Source organism: Spirillospora sp. NPDC049024 (genome assembly GCF_040649235.1).
Taxonomy (GTDB): domain Bacteria; phylum Actinomycetota; class Actinomycetes; order Streptosporangiales; family Streptosporangiaceae; genus Spirillospora.
Genome location: NZ_JBEZFD010000008.1, coordinates 1 through 15,047, shown reverse-complemented (window position 1 = coordinate 15,047; position 15,047 = coordinate 1). Strand labels below are relative to the sequence as shown.

The 15,047-nt window shown below is 74.0% G+C and carries 16 protein-coding genes; 8 read left to right on the top strand and 8 right to left on the bottom strand.

Translation table 11 applies throughout. The annotated features are described in order from the left end of the window. Window positions 1–73 precede the first annotated feature (73 nt). The gene (locus AB0C21_RS16510) at window positions 74–1,174 is read left to right on the top strand and encodes an FAD-binding protein (RefSeq protein ID WP_500204971.1); all 1,101 of its coding nucleotides are present in this window, start codon (window positions 74–76) and stop codon (window positions 1,172–1,174) included. Between the two features lie 22 nt (window positions 1,175–1,196). On the opposite strand, the gene AB0C21_RS16505 is transcribed toward AB0C21_RS16510, so the two are convergent. Beyond that, a complete protein-coding gene (locus AB0C21_RS16505) occupies window positions 1,197–1,715 on the bottom strand; it encodes a YbaK/EbsC family protein (protein ID WP_500204970.1) in 519 nt (172 codons plus the stop codon). Between the two features lie 103 nt (window positions 1,716–1,818). On the opposite strand from AB0C21_RS16505, the gene AB0C21_RS16500 reads away from it, so the two are divergent. The 3 genes from AB0C21_RS16500 to AB0C21_RS16490 are packed head-to-tail and all read left to right on the top strand — an operon-like array spanning window position 1,819 to window position 5,722. Next, on the top strand, window positions 1,819–2,511 hold the full coding sequence (locus tag AB0C21_RS16500; protein WP_500204969.1) for a FadR/GntR family transcriptional regulator: 693 nt from the start codon (window positions 1,819–1,821) through the stop codon (window positions 2,509–2,511). Then, the gene (locus AB0C21_RS16495) at window positions 2,508–3,920 is read left to right on the top strand and encodes a tocopherol cyclase family protein (RefSeq protein ID WP_500204968.1); all 1,413 of its coding nucleotides are present in this window, start codon (window positions 2,508–2,510) and stop codon (window positions 3,918–3,920) included. Before AB0C21_RS16500 ends, AB0C21_RS16495 begins: the two co-directional genes overlap by 4 nt. A gap of 5 nt (window positions 3,921–3,925) precedes the next feature. Beyond that, window positions 3,926–5,722, top strand: a complete 1,797-nt coding sequence (locus tag AB0C21_RS16490) for a GMC family oxidoreductase (RefSeq protein WP_500205332.1) — start codon at window positions 3,926–3,928, stop codon at window positions 5,720–5,722. 28 nt (window positions 5,723–5,750) lie between these two features. Here the strand turns inward: AB0C21_RS16490 and AB0C21_RS16485 are convergent, their stop codons facing one another. The 4 genes from AB0C21_RS16485 to fdhA form a co-directional block, all read right to left on the bottom strand. Then, entirely contained in the window at window positions 5,751–6,398 is a 648-nt protein-coding gene (locus tag AB0C21_RS16485) for a response regulator (protein ID WP_500204967.1), read from the bottom strand. Beyond that, complete coding sequence (locus tag AB0C21_RS16480) at window positions 6,389–7,579, bottom strand: sensor histidine kinase (protein WP_500204966.1); 1,191 nt, start codon at window positions 7,577–7,579, stop codon at window positions 6,389–6,391. Before AB0C21_RS16480 ends, AB0C21_RS16485 begins: the two co-directional genes overlap by 10 nt. After that, window positions 7,563–8,276 carry a DedA family protein gene (locus AB0C21_RS16475; protein ID WP_500204965.1) on the bottom strand — a complete coding sequence of 238 codons (714 nt, stop codon included), beginning with the start codon at window positions 8,274–8,276 and terminating at the stop codon, window positions 7,563–7,565. Before AB0C21_RS16475 ends, AB0C21_RS16480 begins: the two co-directional genes overlap by 17 nt. A gap of 188 nt (window positions 8,277–8,464) precedes the next feature. Then, window positions 8,465–9,679, bottom strand: coding sequence for a formaldehyde dehydrogenase, glutathione-independent (gene fdhA, locus AB0C21_RS16470; protein ID WP_500204964.1), 1,215 nt, complete (start codon window positions 9,677–9,679; stop codon window positions 8,465–8,467). A 311-nt stretch (window positions 9,680–9,990) separates the two neighbouring features. Between fdhA and AB0C21_RS16465 the strand changes: the two genes are divergently transcribed. From AB0C21_RS16465 to AB0C21_RS16450, 4 genes are all read left to right on the top strand, one after another. Beyond that, entirely contained in the window at window positions 9,991–10,806 is an 816-nt protein-coding gene (locus AB0C21_RS16465) for an SAM-dependent methyltransferase (protein ID WP_149257137.1), read from the top strand. A 259-nt stretch (window positions 10,807–11,065) separates the two neighbouring features. Next, window positions 11,066–11,563 carry a hypothetical protein gene (locus AB0C21_RS16460; RefSeq protein ID WP_200841650.1) on the top strand — a complete coding sequence of 166 codons (498 nt, stop codon included), beginning with the start codon at window positions 11,066–11,068 and terminating at the stop codon, window positions 11,561–11,563. Between the two features lie 138 nt (window positions 11,564–11,701). Continuing rightward, window positions 11,702–11,911, top strand: coding sequence for a DUF5999 family protein (locus AB0C21_RS16455; protein ID WP_235036514.1), 210 nt, complete (start codon window positions 11,702–11,704; stop codon window positions 11,909–11,911). Window positions 11,912–12,488: 577 nt separating this feature from the next. Further along, window positions 12,489–12,806, top strand: a complete 318-nt coding sequence (locus tag AB0C21_RS16450) for a hypothetical protein (protein WP_500204963.1) — start codon at window positions 12,489–12,491, stop codon at window positions 12,804–12,806. Between the two features lie 70 nt (window positions 12,807–12,876). On the opposite strand, the gene AB0C21_RS16445 is transcribed toward AB0C21_RS16450, so the two are convergent. The 3 genes from AB0C21_RS16445 to AB0C21_RS16435 all read right to left on the bottom strand — a co-directional run. Further along, complete coding sequence (locus AB0C21_RS16445) at window positions 12,877–13,347, bottom strand: SRPBCC family protein (RefSeq protein ID WP_500204962.1); 471 nt, start codon at window positions 13,345–13,347, stop codon at window positions 12,877–12,879. A 21-nt stretch (window positions 13,348–13,368) separates the two neighbouring features. After that, the gene (locus AB0C21_RS16440; RefSeq protein WP_500204961.1) at window positions 13,369–14,166 is read right to left on the bottom strand and encodes an SAM-dependent methyltransferase; all 798 of its coding nucleotides are present in this window, start codon (window positions 14,164–14,166) and stop codon (window positions 13,369–13,371) included. Between the two features lie 71 nt (window positions 14,167–14,237). Continuing rightward, a partial coding sequence (locus AB0C21_RS16435) for an acyl-CoA dehydrogenase family protein (protein WP_500204960.1) occupies window positions 14,238–15,047 on the bottom strand: 810 nt, incomplete at its 5' end.

Below are 15,047 nucleotides of genomic sequence, written 5' to 3'. Positions count from 1 at the left end.
CGCGGGCAGAGTGATTCAAATTCAGACCATCTAGAAACCTCAAGACTGTTTTCATGCCAACTAAAATCACTGCATGCGCGACTTCGGGGGGATCGTCGAACGCACGCCCGCGCGGACCGTCCGGCCGGCCACGGCCCGGGAGGCGGCGTCGGCGGTCCGCGAAGCCGCCGCGCAGGGCCTCGAAGCGGTGCCACGGGGCCTCGGACACTCCACCTACGGGCAGTCGCTCACCTCGGGCGTCTCGGTCGACCTGAGCGGGCTCGCGGGCGTGCACGAGGTCGGCCCCGACCGCGCGGTGGTCGGCGCCGGGACGAGCTGGCGCGCGGTCCTCGCCGCGACCCTGCCGCTCGAGCTCACCCCGCCGGTCCTGACCGACCACCTCGACGTCACGGTCGGCGGGACGATCTCGGCGGGCGGCGTCGGCGGGACCTCCCACCGGTACGGGACGCAGGCCGACAACGTCCTCGCCCTGGACGTCGTCGTGGACGGGGAGCCCGTCGCCTGCTCGCCTGCCGTCCGCCCGGACGTCTTCGACGCGGTCCGCGGCGGGCTCGGCCGGCACGGCATGATCACCGGGGCGACGCTGCGGCTCGTCCCGGCGCCTGAGCGGGTGCTGTCCTGCACGGTGCCGTGCCGGGACGCCGCGGCCCTCCTGCGCTTCCAGCGCGAGACCCCGGCCGAGCACATCTCGGGCCAGGTCAAGCCCTCCGATGCCGGCTGGGCGTACGAGGCCAAGGCCGTCCTGTACGGACCGGGCGAACCGCCTCCGGGCACCACGGAGACCGAGGAGCTCTCCTACGCCGACTTCGCCGACCGGCTGCGTCCCGACGTGGCGGAATTGGTCGCGCTCGGTGAGTGGGCGCGCCCGCACCCGTGGGGCATGGTGTTCCTGCCCGGCCCCGCCGCCGCGGCGGTGATCGAGGAGACGGTCGCCGGAATGACCCCGGCGGATCTCGGCCTCAGCGGCGTGATCCTCGTCAAGGCGCTGCGGGTCGACCGCGTCCCGATGCTGGCGGCGCCCGACGATCCCGTCCTGTTCAGCGTGCTGCGCACCGCCTCACCGGGCTGCGCGCCCGTCGCCGCGATGCTCGCCGCGAACCGGGCCCTGCTCGACCGGGCCGAGGCCGTCGGCGGCGTCCGCTACGCCGTCGACTCGGTCCCGCCCACGGGGTAGGCCGGCTGAAAGGCCTCCCCGCTCACTGCGCCAGGGCCATGACCTCCGCGCCCGGGAGCCCGGCGAGGGCCCCGCCCGGCAGGAGGATCTTGGACTTGCGCAGGCCGCTGCCGATGACGACGTGCGGAGAGGCGGCCACGGCCTCGTCCACGAGGATCGGCCACCCCGCGGGGAGGCCGACCGGGGTGATGCCGCCGTACTCCATGCCGGTCAGGGACGTGGCGTCGGCCATCGGCGCGAAGGAGGCCTTCCGGGCGCCCAGGTGCTTGCGGACCACGCCGTTCACGTCGGCGCGGCCGGTCGCCAGGACCATGCAGGCGGCGTACGAGACCTCGCCGCCGCGCTTGGCCGCGACGACCACGCAGTTGGCGCTGGCTTCGAGGGGGACGCCGTAGCGCTCGCAGAACGCCGCCGTGTCGGCGAGGTCGGGATCGATCTCGGCGGCCTCCGCGCCGGGCAGGCCGCCGATCGCCGCGGCCACCGAGCCCGCCAGCAGGTCGAGACGTCCGTTCGCCGGGCCCCACTCGAGCGTGCCGACCATGTGCCGTCCCCCTCCCGTGATGCCTCCCACCCTGCCACGGTCTTGACGGCGGGGCCGCCCGCGTGGTCCAGTGGCTCATCCACTCATCCTCTGGAGGTTCTCGGTGCCGTCCTCCCCGATCCCCCGCGACACGGTCGTGGACGCGCTCGTCGACCGGCTGCGCGACGACGTGCTGAGCGGCCGCTACCCGCCCGGCTCCTACCTCCCGCCCGAGCGGGACCTCGCGGCCGGCTACGCGGTCACCCGGACGTCGCTGAAGCACGCCATCGTCCGGCTCGCGCAGGCCGGGCTGCTGGAGACGCGGCACGGCGTGGGGACGAGGGTCCGCGACTACGAGCGACTGGGCGGCCCCGAGCTGCTGCCGATGCTGGTCAGCACGGTCGGGACGGCCTGGATGGCGGAGATCTTCGAGGTGCGGCGCGAGGTCGGCGCGCAGGTCGCGGCCAAGGCGGCGGTGCACGCGACCGGCGAGCAGCGGGCCCGGCTGCGGGAGCTCGCCGGGCAGGTGCGGGACGCCGCCGGGGCCGAGGAGGCGCAGCTCGCCGAGTGCGAGGTCCACCGGGTCATCGCGGCGGCCACCGGCAACCGGGTCTACGGGTTCATGGTCAACGCCCTGCTGAACGGCTACCTCGCCGTCCGGGAGGGCTTCACGCACGCGTTCGCCGACCCGCCGGCCGCCGCCGGCCGGCTCGCGCCCCTGGTCGACGCCCTGTGCGACGGCGACGCCGCGCGGGCGCGCGCGGCGGCCGGCGCGTACTTCACCGAGACTGAGTCGATCATGCGGGGTGCGCGGTGACCGCGCGGCGCACGGTCTTCAGCGAGGTGATGGAGGGATCCCTGCGGCTCGCCGGGGAGGACCGCGACCGCGAGATGCGGTTGGAGCTGACCGCCGACCTGCCGGGCGTCCTGCGGCCCTGGGGGGACGCGGAGGGGGCGCTGGCCGGCCGCGTCCACGTGCCGGGCTGGGCGGACGACCCCGGAGCGGCGGGGCGGCTGCGGGTGGCGCCGCTCGCGGCGCGCAGGATCCGCTACACGCTCGGCTTCACCGCCGGCGACGGGCGGCGGCTGCGCCTGGACGGCTGGAAGACCGTCACCCCGCGGCGTCCCGTCCGGTCGATGACGTTCCTGCCGCTCACGGTGACCGACGAGGACGGGGCCGTGGTCGGTGAGGCGCGGCTGCGCTTCCGCCTGCGCCGCGACCTCGCCCGCTTCCTCGGCGGCTTCCGGTTCCCCGGGCCCGATCCGATGCGGTCGCGCTGGCGCGGCCAGGCCGGGCGGCTGGAGGTCTGGTACACGACGCTGACCGATCCGGCGACCGGAACCGGCGTCTGGATCCACCACGAGCTGGTCGCGTCGGCCCAGCACGGGCCGGCCGGGGACGGGCCGAGCGGGGACGGGGCGGCGGGCGCGGCGCGGGCGCACGGCTGGGCCGCCGTCTTCCCGCCCGGGGAGGCGCCGGTCCTCGCGCGGTTCGGCCCGCGGGAGTGGAGCCCTCCGGAGGACGCGGCGTTTGCCGCCGGGCCCGTCGTGCAGGCCGACGGCCGGCTCACCGGGACCGCCGGAGACCTCACCTGGGATCTGCGCGAGTCGGGCGGCGGGCCGCCCCTCTACACGTTCCCGCGCTGGGCGTGGGAGTCGGAGCTGCTCCCGGCGGCGCAGATGGTCCCGAGGCCGGCCGCGGCGTACGACGGCGTGGTCCGGTTCGGCGGCCGCACCCTCGAACTCGCCGCGGCGCCGGGCGCGTCCGCCCGCATCTACGGGCACGGGAACGCGCGCCGGTGGGCGTGGCTGCACGCCGACCTCGGCGGCGGCGACGTGTGCGAGATCGTGGCCGCCGTCTCGACGCGGCCGGGGATGAACCGGCTCCCCCCGCTGCCGTTCCTCCGGCTCCGGGTGGACGGCGCCGACCTGGCCTCCGGCGACCCGCTGCTCGCGGCGCTGCGGCTGCGCGCCGACATCGGCCTGCCGGTCTGGACCGTGCGGGGCCGCATCGGGGACCGGGCCGTCCACGTCAGGGTGGCGCTGCCGCCCGGGGAGACCGTCTCGGTCGACTACGCCGATCCGGACGGCGCCCCGGCCGTCTGCCACAACTCCGAACGCGCCGACGTCCGGATCCTCCTGGCCCGGCGGTCGGGACGCGGCTGGGAGACCGAGCGCGAGTGGCGGCTGGACGGCACCGGGCACGCGGAGGTGGGGCTGCGGTGAGCGCGATGACCGGAACGGTCGCGGCGCTGCTCGGCATCGAGGACGCCGGCGACCTCGCCCGGGTCTCGGCCCGCGCGGAGGCCATCGGCCGGGCGCTCCCGGCGCCCGCGCGGCTCGGGCTGCGCGCCGGCGCGGGCACGCTGGACGCGCTCTCCCGGCTCGCCACCGGGCACCCGCTGGACGGCCTGGACGCCGACCGCCGGGACGCGTTCTGCGCCCTGCTGACCTCCCGCGAGCCGGCGGCGCGGCTCGTGGAGGCGCTGAAGATCCCGCTGCTGCTCGCCGCCGGGACCGAGCTGCTGCCGCTCCCCCCGGCGGCCGGCGACCCGCGGCCCGACGCGCCGCTGGACTGCACGCCGTCCGGCGGCTGGCCCGCGTGCTCGACCGCCGACGCCGTCGTGGTCGGGTCGGGCGCGGGCGGCGCGATGGCGGCGCGGACCCTCGCCCGGCGGGGCTTGTCGGTGGTCGTCCTGGAGGAGGGGCGGCGGTTCACGGTCGCCGAGTTCCGCGACCGCCCGCCGCTCGACCGCTTCCTCGACCTGTACCGGGACGGCGGCTCCACCGTCGCGCTCGGCCGCCCGCCTGTGCTGCTGCCCCAGGGCAGGGCGGTCGGCGGGACGACCGTCGTCAACAGCGGCACCTGCTACCGGACGCCGGACCGCGTCCTGCGGCGGTGGGCGGGGCTCGGCGTCCCGGTCGAGGACTTCGGCGGCCGGCTCGACGAGGTCGAGGCCACGCTGCGGGTCGCGCGGCAGCCGCTCGGCCCCCTCGGCCGCAACGGGCTGCTCGCCCTGGAAGGCGCGCGGCGGCTCGGCTGGCGCGCGGGGCCGCTGCGCCGCAACGCGCCCGACTGCGTGGGCAGCGGGCAGTGCGCCGCCGGCTGCCCGCACAACGCCAAGTACGGCGTCCACCTGAACGCGCTCCCCCAGGCTTGCGAGGCGGGAGCGCAGATCGTCTCCCACGCCCGGGTCGAACGGATCCTCGTCGAGCGCGGCACGGCCACCGGCGTGCGCGCGCGCCGCCCGGACGGCACGGCCTTCGAGATCCTCTCCCCCCGCGTCGTCGTCGCGGCCGGCGCCACGGAGACGCCCCTGCTCCTGCGGCGGTCGGGGCTCGGCGGGCATCCCGGGGTGGGACGCGGGATGGCCGTCCACCCGGCGACCAACATCGCGGGGCGCTTCGCCGAGCCGGTCGTGTCGTGGTCGGGGGTGATGCAGAGCGTCGGCGTCGAGGAGCTGCACGGCGACGGCATCCTCATCGAGGCGACCGCGAGCCCGCCCGGCATGAGCTCGTTCCCGCTGCCGGGCGCGGGACGGGCGCTGCGCCGCGCGCTGGAGGACGCCGACCGCCTCGCCGTGCTCGGCGCGATGATCGCCGACGCCCCGTCCGGGCGCGTGCACGGCGCCCGGCACCGCGCGCTCGTCCGCTACGACCTGGCCCGCGAGGACGCGGCCCGGCTGCGGCGGGCGCTCGTCGCGATGGGCCGGATCCTGTTCGCGGCCGGAGCCGAGGAGGTCCTCACCGGCCTGCCGCGCGGCCCGGTCGCCCGGGACGAGGCCGAACTCGTCCGCGCCGTGGCGATGGCGCCCGCGGCCGACCTGCACCTGGCCGGGTTCCACCCGACCGGGACGGTGAAGCTGGGCGGCGACGCGGCGCGGGCGCCGGTGGACCCGTCCGGACGGCTGCGGGGCGTGCGGGGCGTCCACGTGGCCGACGCGTCGGTCCTGCCGACCTGCCCCGAGGTGAACCCGCAGCTCACCATCATGGCGATGGCGCTGCGGATCGCCGAGGGGATCGAGTAGGGCGCCGCGGCCTGGCCCCGACCGGACGTCAGGACCCCAGGTACCGCAGGACGGCGAGGACGCGGCGGCTGTACCCGGTCGTGTGCGACAGGTCGAGCTTGTCGAAGATCGCGTTGACGTGCTTCTCGACGGCGCTCTGCGAGATGTGGAGGTGCGCGGCGATCGAGGCGTTGGTGTGCCCCTGCGCCATCGTGTCGAGGACCTCCCGCTCGCGCGGGGTGAGCCGCGCCAGCGGGTCGCTCCGCGCGCCGTGCGCCGCGAGCAGCCGGCGCACCACCTCCGGGTCGAACGCGGCGCCGCCCGCGCCGACGCGCTCCAGGGCGTCGAGGAACTCGTCGACCTGCGCGACCCGGTCCTTCAGCAGGTAGCCGACGCCGGCGGTGTCGGCGGTGATGAGCTCGGCCGCGTAGCGCTTCTCCACGTACTGCGACAGGACGAGCACCCCGACGTCCGGCCAGCGCCGCCGGATCTCCAGGGCGGCGCGCAGGCCCTCGTCGGTGTGGGTCGGCGGCATCCGGACGTCCACGACCACCACGTCGGGCGGGCCGCCGGCCACCGCCTCGACCAGCGCGTCCCCGTCGCCGACCGCCGCGTCCACCCGGTGGCCCTCCTCGGCGAGCAGCCGCACCAGGCCCTCGCGCAGCAGCGTGGAGTCCTCGGCCAGCATCACCCGCACGGCAGCTCCGCGGTGATCACGGTCGGGCCGCCGCGCGGGCTGTCCACGGCGAACGTCCCGTCCAGGGCGGCCACCCGCCGGGCCAGCCCGGCGAGCCCGCCGCCCGCGGGGTCGGCTCCCCCGCCTCCGTCGTCCTCGATGCGCACGCCGATCATTGTCGCGGAACCCGCCTGCCGGTGCTGGACGGCCACCCGCACCGCCGAGGCGCCCGAGTGCTTCGCGGCGTTCGTGACGGCCTCGCAGACGACGAAGTAGGCGGCGGTCTCCACCGCGTGCGGGACCCGGACCGGGACGTCGTAGTCGATCGCCACCGGCAGCGCGGACCGCTCGGCCACCGTCTCCAGCGCCGCCCGCAGCCCCTCGCCGTCCAGCGCGGCGGGGTAGACCCGCCAGGTGACCTCCCGCAGGTCCGCCAGCGCCCGCTGCGACTCCTCGTGCGCCTGCCTCAGCAGCTCCGACGCCCGCTCCCCGTCGCCCGCGCGGCGGGCCCGGCCGATCAGCATGCCGAGCGCCACGAGCCGCTGCTGGACGCCGTCGTGCAGGTCCCGCTCGATGCGGCGGCGCTCGTCGTCCACCGCGTCCACCACCTGCGCCCGCGTCACCGACAGCTGCGCGATCCGGCGCTCGTACTCCTCCAGCGGGCTCGGCCCGAGGCAGCGCCTGGCCACGCTCCGCTCCATCGCCGCGACCCCGACCAGGCCCTGGACGGCGAGGAAGAGTAGCACCAGGCCCGCGGCGGCGAGGTAGAGGACGATCCACCAGCTCGGCGGGATGCCGTCCATGTGGTCGCCCGTGATCCACCAGCCGACCGCGAGCCGGACCGCGGCCGCCGCCCCGTAGCCGACCAGCAGCAGGATCACGCCGCCGAGCAGCCCCACCGGAACCCGCAGCACGAGGTAGGCGAGCGCCTTCAGCGGCCCGTACCGGACGGCCCGGTCCTCGCCGAGGAACACCCGGAGCCGCCACAGCTCCAGCTCGGCCAGGAGTTCGGCGCCGTCAGCGACGGCCGAGGGGACCTTCCGCCGCCCGCGCGAGAACGCCATCGAGTACGCCATCAGGAGCGCGGCCACCGCCAGCAGCACCAGTTCCGCTCCGGCGGTCGCCGCGCCGAGCAGCAGGCCGGCCGCGGCCCGGCCCACGGGGCGCGTCCCGCCGCGCCGCGCCTCAGAAGTTGCGATCACGTTCGAGTTCTCTCGCCTCCGCTCGGTGGGCCCCGGCCCCCGGCCGCCGCGAGGACCCGCGCGCCTTCACGATACGTACGGCGGCGAACGCGAGCGCGGCCAGTCCGGCCAGCGCGAGCACGGCCTTGGAGTAGGCCCCGACGAACTCCTCGACCGTCCGCCAGTTGTCCCCGAGCCCGTATCCGGCCAGCACGAACGCCGTGTTCCACAGCAGGCTGCCGAGGGCGGTGTAGATCAGGAACACCCGCATGCGCATCCGCTCGACCCCGGCGGGGACGGAGATCAGGCTGCGGAAGATCGGGACCATCCGGCCGAAGAACACCGCCTTGGTCCCGTGCCGGGCGAACCACGCCTCCGTCCGGTCGAGGTCGTCGAGCTTCAGCAGCGGCAGCCGGGCCACCAGCGAGCGGATCCGGTCCCGTCCGATGAGCGCCCCGATCCCGTACAGGGCCAGCGCCCCGGCCACGCTGCCGGCCGTCGTCCACGCGAGCGCCGCCACCAGGCTCATCCGGCCCTGCGCGGCCGCGAACCCCGCCAGCGGCAGGATCACCTCGCTCGGCAGCGGCGGGAACAGGTTCTCCAGCGCGATCGCCAGCCCCGCCCCCGGCGCGCCCAGCTTGTCCATCAGGTCGGTCGCCCACCCCGCGACGCCCCCCGCGGGCTCGCTCCCGGACACCGCGTACATCGTCTCGATCATGTACACGACGCTAGGAACCGGGGCGTCCCGCCACCATGGAGCGCACCGCCGACCCGTCCGGCCGCACGCCGCACCGCTCCCCTGCGGAAAACCGCACCCTGCCGCGCCGGGAAGGCGAAGACGGTGATCCGCCCTGACGACGGATCACCGCCTTCGCCCGTTCAGGCGTGCGTGAGACCAGGTCGGGCTCAGGCCGCGGCCCCCAGCGTGCCGTGCGGGTCGAGGACGTACTTGCGCGCCGCGCCCCGGTCGAACTCGGCGTACCCCTCCGGAGCCTCGTCGAGCGGGATGACCGACGCGTTGACGTTCCGGGCGATCTGGACCCGGTCGTGCAGGATCGCCATCATCAGCTGCCGGTTGTACTTCATCACCGGGCACTGGCCCGTGACGAAGTACTGCGACTTGGCCCAGCCGAGGCCGATCCGCAGCCCGAGCCGTCCCTCCTTCGCGTTCTCGTCCGGCGCGCCCGGGTCACCGGTGACGTACAGGCCGGGGATGCCGAGCCCGGCGGCGGTGCGGGTGACGTCCATGAGCGTGTTGAGGACGGTCGCCGGCTGCTCCGTGCCCGCCCCCTCGTGCCCCTGGCCGCGCGCCTCGAACCCGACGCAGTCGACGGCGGCGTCCACCTCGGGAACGCCGAGGATCTGCTCGATCTGCGCGCCCACGTCGCCGTGCTCCGACAGGTCGATGGTCTCGCAGCCGAAGCCGCGGGCCTGCGCCAGCCGCTGCTCGTTCATGTCGCCGACGATCACGACGGCGGCGCCGAGCAGCAGGCAGGCGGTCGCGGACGCGAGGCCGACCGGTCCCGCGCCCGCCACGTACACGGTCGAACCGGTCGTGACGCCGGCGGTGTAGGCGCCGTGGTACCCGGTCGGGAAGATGTCCGACAGCATCGCCAGGTCGGGCAGCTTCTCCATCACGGTGTCGCGGTCGCCCGGGAACTTGAGCAGGTTGAAGTCGGCGTACGGGACGACGGCGTACTCGGCCTGGCCGCCGTGCCAGCCGCCCATGTCGACGTACCCGTAGGCGGCGCCCGGCCGTTCCCGGTTGACGTTCTCGCACACGCCGGTGTTGCGCTCCTTGCAGTTGCGGCAGCGGCCGCACGCGATGTTGAACGGGACGCTGACGAGGTCGCCCTCCTTGATGAACTCGACGTCCCTGCCCGTCTCGACCACCTCACCGGTGATCTCGTGGCCGAGCGTGAGCCCGGCCGGCGCGGTCGTCCGGCCGCGCACCATGTGCTGGTCGGAACCGCAGATGTTGGTGGCCAGCACCTTCAGGATGACGCCGTGCTCCAGCTTGCGCCCGCCCTGTTCGGCCAGTTCGAGCTTGGGGAAGTCCAGGTCCTCGACCGTGACCTCGCCCGGCCCCTGGTACACGACGCCTCGGTTGGTGTCCGCCATGTCCTCTCCTTCCGGGTAGAGAGTCGGCTCGCAGGCGCCCGGAGCGGCGGCCCGTGCTCGTCGCCCCCGTCCTCGGACGTCACGGGTGTCCACGATGGGTACGACCGGGATGTACCCGATTTGTAGCCGTTAGTCCGATTTTCCGGGGAGGGTCCGCGAGAATCCGGAGACCGCGGGACGGCGGGGACGCCGCGGCGGAGCGGCTGACGAGCAGCGCGGATCGGCTGACGGGCAGGGCGGATCGGCCTAAGCTAGTCGATCACGTCACCGCCCCGCGGGCACCCGGGTGCACAACAGAAGGAGCCGCACACGTGGCCGACGACCTCCCCGAGAACGCGCCTGCGGGCATCGACCCCACCACGCCCACGTTCGCGCGCGTGTACGACTACTTCCTCGGCGGCAAGGACAACTTCGCCGCCGACCGCGAGGTGGCCGACATGGTGATGCAGCTCGTGCCGGAGGCCCCCGTCGTGGCGCAGGGCAACCGGGTCGCCATCGAGCGGGCGGTCACCTACATGGCCCGCGATCTCGGGATCGACCAGTTCGTCGACATCGGCTCGGGGCTCCCCACGGCCTCGAACGTCCACCAGTTCGCCCGGGCGGCCAACCCGGACGCGCGGGTGGTGTACGTCGACAACGACCCGATCGTGCTGGCGCACGGGCGGGCGCTGCTGACCGAGACCGGCGTCGCCACGTTCATCCAGGGCGACCTGTACGAGCCGCGGAAGATCTTCACCGACCCCGCGCTGACGGCGCTGCTCGACCTGTCGCGTCCGGTGGGGGTCGTGCTGGCGGCGATCATCCATCACGTGCCGGACGAGCGCGACCCGGCGGGCGTCGTCCGGGCGCTCCACGAGTTCCTGGCGCCGGGCAGCCACGTCGTGCTCACCCACCTGCACGACGCGGGGGACGACCCGCGCGTCGAGGAGGCCAAGCGCGTCCTGCAGTCGGGGCTCGGCGGGTCCTACTTCCGGCACTCCTCCGAGATCGAGCGGTTCATGGAGGGCCTCACGATCCTGGAGCCGGGAGTGGCCCACGTGACCGAGTGGCGGCCCGCCGGGCCCACCGGACCCCTGGAGCACCCGCTGCACACCCAGATGGTCGCCGTGCTGGGGCGGAAGGACTGATCGACCGATTCAGCGGAGAGTGAAACCGGGTCCGCCTCCCGCCGCGCACGGAGGAGGCTCGGAGGCCCGGTTCCCGCAGGCCGTGCGGTTACGGACGGCCTCGCCGCCGGTTTCGGACTCCGGTCCGGTCATGATCACAGTAAAGGATCTTTTAGATCGACTTTTCCGTTGTTGAGCCTTTCTTGTAGCGTTCGCAGCGTTTTGTGAAGTGCATTCATGATCGGACTTCCCCGCCACAAGATCATTTGAGGACGCCGCGATGCCCCTGGCGACAGGCCTGGCCGCGGCCGCGCTCCTGGGCCTGCTGACGCTGCTGGCCACCGCGCGGCGCGGCCGCAGCCGAGACCGTTCGGACGACCAGCACCCCGAGTCGCTGACGGCCGTCCTCGACCCGGGGGACGAGGAGTACCTCGCGTGGCTGGCCGACCACCACTGGCCTGCCGACGAGTACCTCGACCTTGAGCACGAGTGGCGGGTCGAGCTGGAGTTCGGCGAGCCGGCGGGGCACTACGAGTCGCCGCTGTGCCCCCGGTGCGACCTGCGGCGCGAGGACGTCTGGCCGTGCCCCGCCTGCGGCAGGCTCCTGCACTCCTCCTGCGGCCACGGGATGCGGCGCCGCGCCGTCGAGCGCCCCTACCGGACGCACGGCACCAACTCCGAGGCCGTCATCGCCGAGTGGATCTGCACGGGCTGCACGGCCGTCGTGGGCCTGGACGTGGACCACGGCGACGAACCGGATGGTGGCATCTTGCGGTGAATCGCCCCTGATTGCCCGAGCTTGGGGGCGTTCACACGTGTTCGAGGGTAAAAAATCCGTCATCCACTTGCATATTTCGGACGCCGCGCGGCAGGCTGCTTTATGTCCCTTAATCACGTGGGGCACCTGGAGGAGCCAGTGACCGCCGAACACCACACCGTCTGCACGCACGAGCCGCCCTGTCCGCAGCCGGACGACCTCGACCGCGAGGCCGCGCGCATCATCGCCGCCCACCCCGAGCAGGGCTGGAACCTGCTCTGCAACGGCGTCGTCGTCTTCGACGACACCGGCGAGCTGCTTCCCGACGGCCGCGTCATCGACCCGCACCGCCCCATCACGGCCGCCTAGCCGCGCGGCCCGACCCGGCACGGCCGTCCGACGGCGTGCCGGTCCTCTCCGACGCCGGGTGAGCTCCTCCTCCGCCGCCCAGGCCGCCCCCGGGCCCGCGCACATCGGACCACTGACCGTCCGATCCGCACAGGACCTCCGCCCGCCGCGGGTCCGCCGCACCGGCCCGATGAACCGGCGCTCGTCCCCCACCGCGCCGCTCCGGCGCCCACCGGGACTCCGGTGACGTTATCTCCGCCGCAGCCCATGCCAAGGCCACTTTTCCGCGCCCGCGTGAGCCGACCACCACCGGATTCCATCCTTCACACCAAAGCCTGGCAGCGTGCGCCGCAAGCCCGCGTGTCGCGGCTCCGCTGCGCGCGGATCGCGTCAGCCTTGGAGAGGTGATCGACCGGGCGGGGTGAACCCAGGTGATCCTCGCCGGCTCGCGCGCGCCCGCGGGAGGCTCCACGGTCTCTCCGTCTCCGGCGGGTTCGCAAGTCGGGCTCCCATCCGGCGGGCGATCCCGGTAGCGTTCAACTGTTTTGCTACTTACGCAACAATCGTGCGGAACTCGACCGCGAAAGGACGGTGTGGTGTGGTCACAGTCCTGGTCCTCGCGTCCCTGGTCGCCCTGTTCGGCCTTTTCCTGCCGAACCTCCTCCACCCCATGCCGCCGCGCTGCGCCGCGGAGCCTCAGCGGTTCGCTCCCGAGACGCCGTCTCCCGTCGCGGTCCCTCCCCCGGCCGCCGAGCCCCCGGGTCACCCGGAGTCCATGACCGCCGAGCTGGACCCGGACGACGAGGAGTACCTCGCCTTCGTGGCCGACGAGCTCTGGCCCGACGACGAGTACCTGGAGCTGGAGCACACCACCGACGGCGAAGAGGAGTCCGGCGGCAGCAGCATGCTCATGTGACGGGCCGGGCACCGGTGGACCGTTCCGCTGCGGACGGCGGCGCGCAGGCCGAGGCGGCCCACGAGACCGGTCACGTGGCGGGGAGCGGAGCTCCGGTCTCCAGGAGGGTCTTGAGGCCGGACAGGACGAGCGGCCAGCCCTGCCGCGACATGCCGAGCAGGACCTCCCCGCCCTCGTGGACCACGGTCAGCTTCACCGTCTCCCCGGCGGGTTCGAGTTCGAAGGCCACCGTGGAGCGGGGTTCCCGGAGCAGCCCGGCCCGGGTCTCCTCGTCCACACCGGCGGACCGCGCCCACTCCGGCGTGAAGGTGTGCCAGGTGTAGGAGAGGCGCCGGCCCGGCTCGGCTTCGAGGACGACCTGCTCGGGGTCGGACATCGTCGCGCCCTCGTCGTGCCAGGTGATGGCTGACCCGGGCTTCCAGTCGCTCTCGAAGGCCACCCCCCAGTAGCGGCGGGTGAACGCGGGGTCCGTGAGCGCCTCCCAGAGCCGCTCCGGCGTGGTCATGACGTAGGTCGTGTAGACGAACTCGTTTCCGGTCATCGGGGCCTGCTCCGGGGATTCCTAGGGCTTGCGGCCCACGGCGCCGTAGGCGTCCACGGCCTCCGGCTCGGTCGTCGTGTCGGGGCGCCAGTGCGTCACCGGGACGACGCCCGGCTCCACCAGTTCCAGCCCGTCGAAGAAGTGCGCGATCTCCTCGGGGGTCCGCAGCCGGAGGTGCGCGTTGCCCGAGGCGTTCCAGACGTCCACGATGCGGTCGGACGCCTCGCCGTGCACGACGTTCGTCCCGTCGTACATGGCGAAGTAGCTGCCGGAGGGCACCGCCTCCATGAGCCTGCGGACGATCCCGTACGCCTGGTCGTTGTCCGGGACGAACTCCAGGATGCCCATCAGCGTGAACGCGACCGGCTTCGTGAGGTCGAGCGTCTCAGCGGCGCCCTCCAGGATCGCGTCGGGCTCGCGCACGTCCGCGTGGATGTAGGCGGTCCTCCCCTCGGGCGTGCTGGTGAGCAGGCCCTTCGCGTGCTCCAGGACCAGGGGGTCGTTGTCGACGTAGACGATCCTCGACTCGGGCGCGGCGCGCTGCGCGACCTCATGGGTGTTGTCCACCGTCGGCAGCCCCGTGCCGATGTCGACGAACTGGCGGATCCCGGCCTCGGCGGCCAGGTGCCACACCACCCGGTTCAGGAACAGCCGGGAGGCGCGCGCCAGCCGGGCGACGTCGGGCAGCATCCCGAGGATCTGGTCCCCGACCTCGCGGTCCACCCGGTAGTTGTCCTTGCCGCCCAGCCAGTAGTTCCAGATGCGCGCCACGTGCGGGACGCTCGTGTCGATGCCGGGTACGGGCCTCTGCTCGGTCATGAGCCACCCCCTCGGCCGACCTCTTCCCGCTACGGGCGAAGGTCAGTCATCGCCACCGGCGCCGCCGGGCGCTACTTGAGGAGCTGGCGGGCCATGACCATGCGCTGGATCTGGTTGGTGCCCTCGTAGATCTGGGTGATCTTGGCGTCGCGCATCATCCGCTCGACCGGGAACTCGCGCGTGTACCCGTACCCGCCCAGCAACTGCACCGCGTCGGTGGTCACGTCCATCGCCACGTCCGAGGCCAGCGCCTTGCACGCCGACGACACGAACGTCAGATCCGGCACGCTCTCCCCGCCCATCGCCCGCTCGGACTTGACCGCCGCGTGGTAGGTCAGCTGCCGCGCCCCCTCCAGCCGCATCGCCATGTCGGCCAGCATGAACTGCACACCCTGGAAATCAGCGATCGCCTTGCCGAACTGCCGGCGCTGCTTGACATACCCCACCGCGAAGTCCAGCGCCCCCTGCGCGATCCCCAGCGCCTGCGCCGCGATCGTGATCCGGGTGTGGTCCAGCGTCGCCAGCGCCGTCTTGAACCCCGTCCCCTCCGCACCGATCATCCGGTCCGCCGGGACCCGCACGTCCTCCAGGATCACCTGCCGGGTCGGCGACCCCTTGATCCCCAGCTTGCGCTCCTTGGGCCCGAACGACACCCCCGCGTCGGCCTCGGCGTCCACCACGAACGCCGAGATCCCCCGCGCCCCCGCACCCGGATCGGTCACCGCCATCACCGTGTAGAACCGCGACACCCCCGCGTTGGTGATCCACATCTTGGTCCCGTTCAGGACCCACCCCTCGCCCTCGCGCACCGCACGCGTCTTCATCCCCGCCGCGTCCGACCCCGCATCGGCCTCCGACAACGCATAGGAGAACATCGCCTC

What these genes read in the sequence shown, in the direction of transcription:
- AB0C21_RS16490 (WP_500205332.1), top strand. Translation starts at nt 3,926, where the DNA reads ATGACCGGAACGGTCGCGGCGCTGCTCGGCATCGAGGACGCCGGCGAC.
- AB0C21_RS16445 (WP_500204962.1), bottom strand. Translation starts at nt 13,347, where the DNA reads ATGACCGGAAACGAGTTCGTCTACACGACCTACGTCATGACCACGCCG.
- AB0C21_RS16505 (WP_500204970.1), bottom strand. Translation starts at nt 1,715, where the DNA reads ATGGTCGGCACGCTCGAGTGGGGCCCGGCGAACGGACGTCTCGACCTG.
- AB0C21_RS16475 (WP_500204965.1), bottom strand. Translation starts at nt 8,276, where the DNA reads ATGATCGAGACGATGTACGCGGTGTCCGGGAGCGAGCCCGCGGGGGGC.
- AB0C21_RS16460 (WP_200841650.1), top strand. Translation starts at nt 11,066, where the DNA reads ATGCCCCTGGCGACAGGCCTGGCCGCGGCCGCGCTCCTGGGCCTGCTG.
- AB0C21_RS16510 (WP_500204971.1), top strand. Translation starts at nt 74, where the DNA reads ATGCGCGACTTCGGGGGGATCGTCGAACGCACGCCCGCGCGGACCGTC.
- AB0C21_RS16440 (WP_500204961.1), bottom strand. Translation starts at nt 14,166, where the DNA reads ATGACCGAGCAGAGGCCCGTACCCGGCATCGACACGAGCGTCCCGCAC.
- fdhA (WP_500204964.1), bottom strand. Translation starts at nt 9,679, where the DNA reads ATGGCGGACACCAACCGAGGCGTCGTGTACCAGGGGCCGGGCGAGGTC.